This window comes from uncultured Capnocytophaga sp. (assembly GCF_937936315.1).
In the GTDB taxonomy this organism is placed as follows: Bacteria; Bacteroidota; Bacteroidia; order Flavobacteriales; family Flavobacteriaceae; genus Capnocytophaga.
The window spans coordinates 1-8379 of the sequence record NZ_CALGWU010000066.1 but is presented as its reverse complement, the minus strand read 5'-3'; the positions used below and the strand labels follow the sequence as shown (position 1 = coordinate 8379).

General features: G+C 34.9%; 5 protein-coding genes. 4 read left to right on the top strand and 1 reads right to left on the bottom strand.

Annotated features, from left to right (window positions below; genetic code table 11):
* Positions 1-280: 280 nt before the first annotated feature.
* Entirely contained in the window at positions 281-2794 is a 2514-nt protein-coding gene (gyrA, locus tag Q0162_RS13125) for a DNA gyrase subunit A (protein WP_297892602.1), read from the bottom strand.
* A gap of 394 nt (positions 2795-3188) precedes the next feature.
* On the opposite strand from gyrA, the gene Q0162_RS13120 reads away from it, so the two are divergent.
* The 4 genes from Q0162_RS13120 (at position 3189) to Q0162_RS13105 (ending at position 8032) form a co-directional block, all read left to right on the top strand.
* Positions 3189-4673 (top strand): cellulose synthase family protein, encoded by a 1485-nt coding sequence (locus Q0162_RS13120; protein WP_297892600.1) that lies wholly within the window; start codon positions 3189-3191, stop codon positions 4671-4673.
* Positions 4674-4834: 161 nt separating this feature from the next.
* Complete coding sequence (locus tag Q0162_RS13115) at positions 4835-5914, top strand: hypothetical protein (protein ID WP_297892597.1); 1080 nt, start codon at positions 4835-4837, stop codon at positions 5912-5914.
* Between the two features lie 635 nt (positions 5915-6549).
* Positions 6550-7497 carry a nitronate monooxygenase family protein gene (locus Q0162_RS13110; protein WP_002678039.1) on the top strand — a complete coding sequence of 316 codons (948 nt, stop codon included), beginning with the start codon at positions 6550-6552 and terminating at the stop codon, positions 7495-7497.
* A gap of 4 nt (positions 7498-7501) precedes the next feature.
* Positions 7502-8032, top strand: coding sequence for an STM3941 family protein (locus tag Q0162_RS13105; protein ID WP_297892594.1), 531 nt, complete (start codon positions 7502-7504; stop codon positions 8030-8032).
* Positions 8033-8379 lie beyond the last annotated feature (347 nt).

Below are 8379 nucleotides of genomic sequence, written 5' to 3'. Positions count from 1 at the left end.
TAGTACCATTGATAGCATGCAAAAGGTCTTCAGTAACCCCAAAACCATGTTGGCGTAGGGCTGTTACTAATTCTAATGTTCCTGGTTGTATAGCTCTTTGTGAGACCATAGTATCAGGGATATAAAGGGCGTTTTGCCTAAGGGCAACTTTTTGTATGTTGATTGTTTTTCCCATAGTATAAAATAAAAAAGAAAGGTAATCACGGAAGTAAGTTCTTACCTAAAGAGAAATGAAGTAACTTCCGTTTGACCTTTCTTTATTAATTATGAACACAGATTTTTATTCTTCAGTAGGAGGTGTTACTTCCTCAGCAGCATCGGTTTCTTCATCATCTTCTTTCATTACTTTAGTAACAGCTGCGATAGAGTCTTTACCTTTGATATTGATGAGTTTTACACCTTGCGTAGCACGTCCGGAGATGCGCAGTGTATCGATGGAGAGGCGTATTGCAATACCTGATTTATTGATAATCATCAAATCTTCTCCCTCTAACACGCTCTTGATAGCTACTAACTGACCTGTTTTCTCCGTAATAGAAATAGTTTTAACTCCTTTACCACCACGGTTAGTGATACGATAAACAGCCTCGTGTGTTTCAGGGTCATCGATGTATGAACGTTTTCCATAACCATTTTCAGAGACAACTAATACGGTTTCTTCGCGTGGGTTTTCGATAGCTATCATACCTACTACTTCATCGTTTTCAATGTCGAGGTCGATACCACGTACTCCCTGAGAATTACGGCCTACTGCACGCACTTTGTCTTCTCCAAAACGTATTGCACGACCTGATTTCACTGCTAACATCAGCTGGCTACTGCCTGAGGTAAGTTTAGCTTCGATAAGCTCGTCGCCTTCTTTAATAGTAATGGCATTGATACCATTCTGACGTGGGCGGGAGTATTCTTTGAGCAAGGTTTTCTTTACAGTACCTTGTTTGGTAGCCATAATGAGGTAGTTGTTATTGATATACTCTTCATCTTTGAGATTTTGAACGCTCACAAAGGCTTTAATTTTGTCGTCTTGTTCTATATTGATAAGATTTTGTACAGCACGACCTTTGGCAGTTTTGCTACCTTCAGGGATTTCGTAGACGCGCATCCAAAAACATTTACCTTTCTGGGTAAAGAACAATAGATATTGGTGATTAGAGCTTACAAATAGGTGTTCTAAGAAATCTTGGTCCCGAGTGGTAGAGGCTTTTTGACCTACCCCTCCCCTACTTTGTGTTTTATACTCACTGAGGGAAGTACGTTTGATATAACCTGCGTGAGAAATGGTAATGACCATTTTATCATCGGGGATCATATCTTCTACACTAAACTCGCCTCCTGCATACTCAATAGTAGAGCGACGTGCATCGCCGTATTTTTCTTTTATTTCAAGAAGTTCTTCTTTGATAATTTCAGTTCGACGTTCTTTACGAGCTAAGATATCTTCTAAATCACGTATTTCGGCTAACTTTTGTTCGTATTCTTCTTTAGTTTGCAATATTAACGCTTTGTTGATACGGCGTAGAGCTAAGGCTAAGATAGCTTCGGCTTGAATATCTGTAAGATCAAATTCAGCTATCAAATCTTCTTTAGGTTTATCGTGAAAACGGATGATTTCAATAGCTTTACCCATTGTATCTTCTGTAGCCATCACTTTCATAAAACCTTCCAAGATATGGATACGTTCTTTAGCTTTACGTAACTCATAATCAGTGCGACGATACACCACATCGTGACGATGTTCTACAAAGTGATAAATGAGCTCTTTAAGGTTTAATAGTTGAGGGCGACCATTTACCAAAGCAATGTTATTCACACTGAAAGAAGTTTGTAATTCAGTATGTTTAAACAAGTTGTTTAGTACTACATTAGGTACAGCATCACGTTTTAGGATATAAACAATACGAATCTTACCACGAGCTGATTCATCGCGTACATCAGTAATACCCTCTAACTTACCTTCTTTTACTAAATCGGAGGTTTTTTTCAGTAAGATAGATGTATCTACTTGATAAGGTACTTCGGTAACGACTATACATTCTTTGCCTCTTACCTCTTGAAATTCAGCTTTAGCACGTACAATCACACGACCACGTCCTGTTTTAAAAGCCTCTTTTACTCCTTCATAACCATAGATAATACCACCTGTAGGGAAATCAGGAGCTTTGATATATTTGATAAGTTCATCTATTTCAATATCATTATTATCAATATAAGCGATAGTACCATCAATTACTTCACTAAGGTTATGAGGAGCCATATTAGTAGCCATACCCACAGCGATACCCGCAGAACCATTCACTAATAAATTAGGAATACGGGTAGGAAGTACGATAGGTTCTTCACGAGAATCATCATAAGTAAGTTGGTGGTCGACAGTCTCTTTATCGATATCAATAAGCATATCTTCTGAGAATTTGCGCATACGAGCTTCGGTATAACGCATTGCGGCAGGTGGGTCACCTCCCATAGAACCAAAGTTACCTTGCCCATCAACGAGCATATAGCGCAAACTCCAGTACTGAGCCATACGCACCATAGTATCATACACAGCGGTATCGCCGTGAGGGTGGTATTTACCTAGTACTTCCCCAACAATGGCAGCTGATTTTTTATAGGGACGATTGCTGAGTACGCCCATATCGAACATACCATAAAGCACGCGACGGTGAACAGGTTTCAACCCATCACGAACATCGGGTAGCGCGCGCGAAACGATTACTGACATCGAATAATCGATGTAAGCGGATTTCATCTCTTCGCTGATATCAACAGGAATCAATTTTTCTCCTTCTGTCATAATTATTTACTATATAAAAGTAAGGTTTTTATTACAATTAGCGGGCTAAGATACAAAGTTTTTTTGAGATAGCAATAAAAAAGTTGATGTTTTTTTTTTGATTTTTTTTAAGTTTTTGATATTCAATATGTAATTAATAATTTTCTATTAGCAATTAGCTAAAATATTTTAGCAAATTAGATAGAAGTTAAATGGCTATTTCTGCGGAATATACAAAGAAAAACGAGGTTTTGTTTTGAAATAGATAATAGCCTGATTTACAAGAGTAGTTAATTTTTTACACTTTAAAAATCAGTTATTTAAAAATGTTTTCTAAAAAATAATTCTTTTTTTTCTTGGCGTATTCAAAAAAACACGTACTTTTGCAAAATAAAAGAACATAAAACAATAATTTATGGCAACATTTATTAATTACACAATTATTATTATCTATTGTACAGCTTTGATAGGCATTTTTTTATATAGTCTTTCAATGCTTAGTTTGCTACTGAACTATTTAAAACACCGCAAACAAAATGATGAGTCTCCTAAGTTTAACCTCCTTGACCCTAAAGAGATACCTTACGTAACCATCCAATTACCACTTTACAATGAAAAGTATGTAGTACCTCGTTTACTTGAAAATATTGCAAAACTAGAGTATCCACGTACTAAACTTGAAATACAAGTACTTGATGATTCTACTGACGAATCAGTAGCTGAAACAGCTGAAATTATCAAAAATTTGCAAGCTACAGGCTTAGATATTCAGCATATACGACGTGAAAAACGTCAAGGTTTCAAAGCAGGAGCTCTAAAAGAAGGTTTAGCTATTGCTAAAGGTGATTTTATAGCTATCTTCGATGCTGATTTTTTACCACAACCTGACTGGCTTAAACGTACTGTTATTTACTTCAAAGATCCTGAAATAGGGGTAGTACAAACCCGTTGGGGACACATCAATCGTAATTACTCTATCCTTACTAAAATACAAGCCCTAGCTCTTGATGTTCACTTCACTCTTGAACAAGTAGGGCGTAACTCTAAAGGCTATTTTATCAATTTCAATGGTACTGCAGGTATTTGGCGCAAAACGTGTATATATGATGCAGGTAACTGGGAAGGTGATACTCTAACCGAAGACCTTGACCTTAGTTATCGCGCTCAATTGAAAAATTGGAAATTCAAATATTTGGAAGATGTTGAAACTCCTGCTGAACTTCCTGTAGTTATCTCGGCAGCACGCTCACAACAATTCCGTTGGAACAAAGGAGGAGCTGAAAACTTCCGAAAAAGTGTAGGTCGTTTACTTGCTGCTAAAAATATTGGATGGAAAACTAAATTTCACGGAGTAATGCACCTCTTGAATAGTTCAATGTTTTTATGGGTGTTTATCACTGCTATTTTCAGTATCCCAATGTTATACCTCAAAAATCAATATGGTCATTTAGGATGGATATTCCACTTCACTAGTTTCTTTATTACAAGTACTATTATTTTGTTTATCTGCTATTGGTTTACTTATAAGAACTTGCAAGGGAAGACTTTTGATGACTTTTTGAACTATGTGAAGCTATTCTTTACATTCTTCTCAGTGGCTTTAGGATTTTCTTTCCACAATACTATTGCTGTACTTGAAGGACATAGTGGCAAACGCAGCGAGTTTGTACGTACCCCTAAGTTCAATATAAGTTCGCTAAGTGATAGCTGGAAAAACAATAAATATATCAACACTAAACTATCGCCTAATATGATAGTAGAGTTTTTGCTAATGTTGTACTTTGCTTTTGGATTATATAGTGCTGTTCGTCTTAATGACTTTGGTATGTTTCCTTTCCACTGTATGCTTACTTTAGGTTTTGGATTCGTATTTTTCAAATCACTTACCTCAAAAGCCTGATTAGATTAGTAAATTAGAATATAAATTAAAAAGGGTTGTCTATTAAAAAGGCAACCCTTTTTTAGAATTTTATGGAAGGACTGGTTGGATTATATGAAGCGTTTAGTAAGGAGGGTACTTTTTTAGATATAGAGAAAGAGTGCCATTATATAAAGTGCCTTATGAATTTTTGGGAAAAGGAAATCAAAGAGCACCCTACTTTATTTTTTGATATGGTAGAGAGGATTGATATTTCTCATCAGCAGAATGTATTTGAAGCTCCTTCTTATAGAGAAGTATACTATAATTTTGCTTACTATCTAATGAAGATAAGAGCATTTTTCCCTGAACAGAAAGATTTCTTAGGGATGGTAGTTGAGAATATACGTGCTGAAGTATGGCGGGTTGAGATTTCTATCAAGGATTTTGACAGTTATACAAAACTAATCAGAAGAGAGACTGCAAGTATTCCAGAATATAATCTGCTTTTTTGGGGGTGCTGGATAGTAGAAAGACTATGGGAGAGGTGTAGTGATGTATTAACTATCTTTTTTGATACAGAAGAAGTAGCGTGCTTAAGGGATATTTTGGATTATTTATGGCAGGTAATAGATGAGAATAGTTTGTGGAACAAAGAAAAGATGCAACAATATTATGAAGTTCTACAAGGTATCGATAAGAAAATCCTAGATAAGACAGATTTTGAGGAAAAAGCTATTTATGAATTGCTAAGGGCTTTAGAGGTATTGTTACAATATTGTATCAGAAAGGAAAGAGGTTTTGAAAGCACTATTTGGCAAGCAGTGATTGATGTGATAGATGTAAAGATGCAGATGGATGGCAAGGATATACATACCTCAGAGGGATTCGCTGATGAGGAACTGCAATACGAGATGGAATGTTTGCGTTATATACTTTACTTTTCTCAAGGATTTAAAAAAGATTCGTATGATAAACAACTTTTCTCTAAAGGTAGAAGGATACACCTCAGCAAAGGAAAAGCACTAAAAATAGCAAAGGCTTATCAAGAGCAATACTTTCCTAAATTAGTAGGTGAAGAAGTGTTTAGCCATATACAACTCAGTCCGCGATTTGGGGTAGAAGGAAATATAGCGTGGATTATAACGGGAGCACATAATTTTTTGGGTGATGTTTGGGAACAATGGTATGTAATATCGGATATTACAGAGGAAGTTGATAATGTGTTTGATAAGTTTGGTAATCATTATTACCCGCATAAGGAAAATTTAAATAAACGTTAGAATATAATGACTGCAAAATATTTTTATATATCATTTTTATTGCTTTTTACCGCTTGTGGACAATCATCTAATGTACAGAAAAACACAATAGATCACGAATAGGATAGTATTAAGGAAATAGTAGTAAATAATGATAGTGTTTTAGAAAAGATTCCAATAAAAGCTTTTTATAGAGCCTTAGTTTCTAATGAACAACGGATTGAAATAGATACTCTATCTTCCTTAACAATCTAGAAAGACTATATAATAGATAAATTGAGTATGGATTACTATCTAGATAGTATTGAACAAGGTGATACCAAGATATATTTTACATCAAGTAAAGAAAGCTCTTATGTAGATTTTGAAGAGAATCAACTTATTAAATGGAATACACTAACTCTTGAATGATATAGAAATACCGTAATAGAAAAGGATAAAAAGAAGATGTTTATTTGGAATTTACAACACGATAATAGTCTTTATAGGATGCTTATTGATAGTATGGATATAAAGAAATCAAAATATCCTATATACCAGTGGAAAGAGTAAGGAAGTTAGGAATATAATAGTAAAACTAACTTAGATAGTATTTTGAAGTTAGTTATAATCCTTTTTAGGAACTTGATGATGATAATAATTTTAAATTATAGACAATGAAAACACGTATTACAGAACTTTTTAATATTCAATATCCTATCATTCAGGGAGGAATGATATGGGCAAGTGGGTGGCGATTAGCCTCAGCAGTGAGCAATGCAGGCGGTTTGGGACTATTGGGCGCAGGCTCTATGCATCCCGAAACCCTTGTAGAACACATACGCAAGTGCAAAGCGGCTACTGATAAACCTTTTGGAGTAAATATACCAATTATGTACCCCGAAATGGACAAGGCTATTGAAGTGATTTTACGCGAGGGAGTAAAAATTGTATTTACTTCAGCAGGAAATCCAGCTACTTATACTTCTTTATTACAAAAAGAAGGTATAAAAGTAGCTCACGTAGTGAGTAGTAGTAAGTTTGCCCTCAAAGCACAAGCAGCAGGTGTTGATGCGGTAGTAGCAGAAGGTTTTGAAGCAGGTGGCCACAATGGACGTGAAGAAACCAGCACAATGGTGCTCATTCCTGCGGTGCGTAGAGTATTAGAAGTTCCACTTATTGCAGCGGGAGGAATCGCTACAGGTAGTGGTATGTTAGCTGCAATAGCATTGGGAGCTGATGGTGTGCAAATAGGTAGTAGATTTGTAGCTACTACTGAAGCGTCTGTACACCCCGCATTCAAAGAGAAGGTTATAGCAGCTGGTGAAGGAGATACAGAACTTACACTAAAAGAATTAGCCCCTGTGAGATTACTAAAGAATGGTTTTTATGAACAAGTGAAAGAGCTATATAATACCCAAAAAGCTACTATTGAGAACCTAAAAGCCTTAGTAGGTAGTCGTCGTACCAAACAAGGAATGTTTGAAGGAGATATGGAGCAAGGGGAATTGGAAATAGGGCAAGTAGCTTCACTTATCACTAAAGTACAAAGTGTACAAGAAGTTATCAATGAGATTATAACAGAGTATCATAAAGGTATAGAAAGACTTACAGCTTTAAAATAAAACAATGGAGCGAATAGAAATCTTTACTAGTAAAAAGAAAAACATCTTTTTACTATTCTTAGTCATTATTTTCTTAGCCGTAGGGATATTTTGTTTTCTGAATGCTAATGAATTATCTAATGATGGCAAAAGGAGCATTGTTTTTATAGAAGCTATGAGTATTATCGTTATGGTTTTTGCTTTAACAGCTCTATTTTTTATTATAAAAAACTTGCTAAACAATCAATGGGTACTTGCTATAGATGAAAAAGCCCTACATATAAGAATACAAAAGTATTATCTTATTCCTTGGCAAGAAATAATAGGCTTTCAAGAATTAGAGATCAAAGGGAATAAGAGTATTTTGATACAAGTGAGAAATCCAGGAACTCTTATTGCTAATGAAAAGAACTTTTTTGTAAAAAAGATGATGCAATGGAGTCAGAAAATGTATGGAGCTCCTATTTGTATTGCAAGTTCTACAATGAAAATCAGTCATAAAGAACTTGTTTCGCTACTTTTAGTAAGTTTTGCTACTTATAAAGATAAAAATTAGTAAGAATATGCACTTTAAAACTTTATGCAAAGTAATTATACTATTGTCATTTGTTATATTTGCAACTTGTATAGCATTCTTAGTTTATATACTTGGAGAAAAAGCTTATATTGATTGGTTAAAAGCTGATACAAACAAAGCTTGGAGATGGGGTTTTATAGTAGGTCTTATATTATTTTATGCTTTACCTTTATGTCTGATTATCAGTAGTTTTTTATTAAAAAAAAAAAAAAACGAATCTTTTTTTGGATTCCTTATATTAACGTGAGTTCGATTTAAGCAGCAACGAGTCTTTTAGATCAACAATGTTTTCTTGCAAATTAATAGAAGGCTTTTTATCAAAGAAA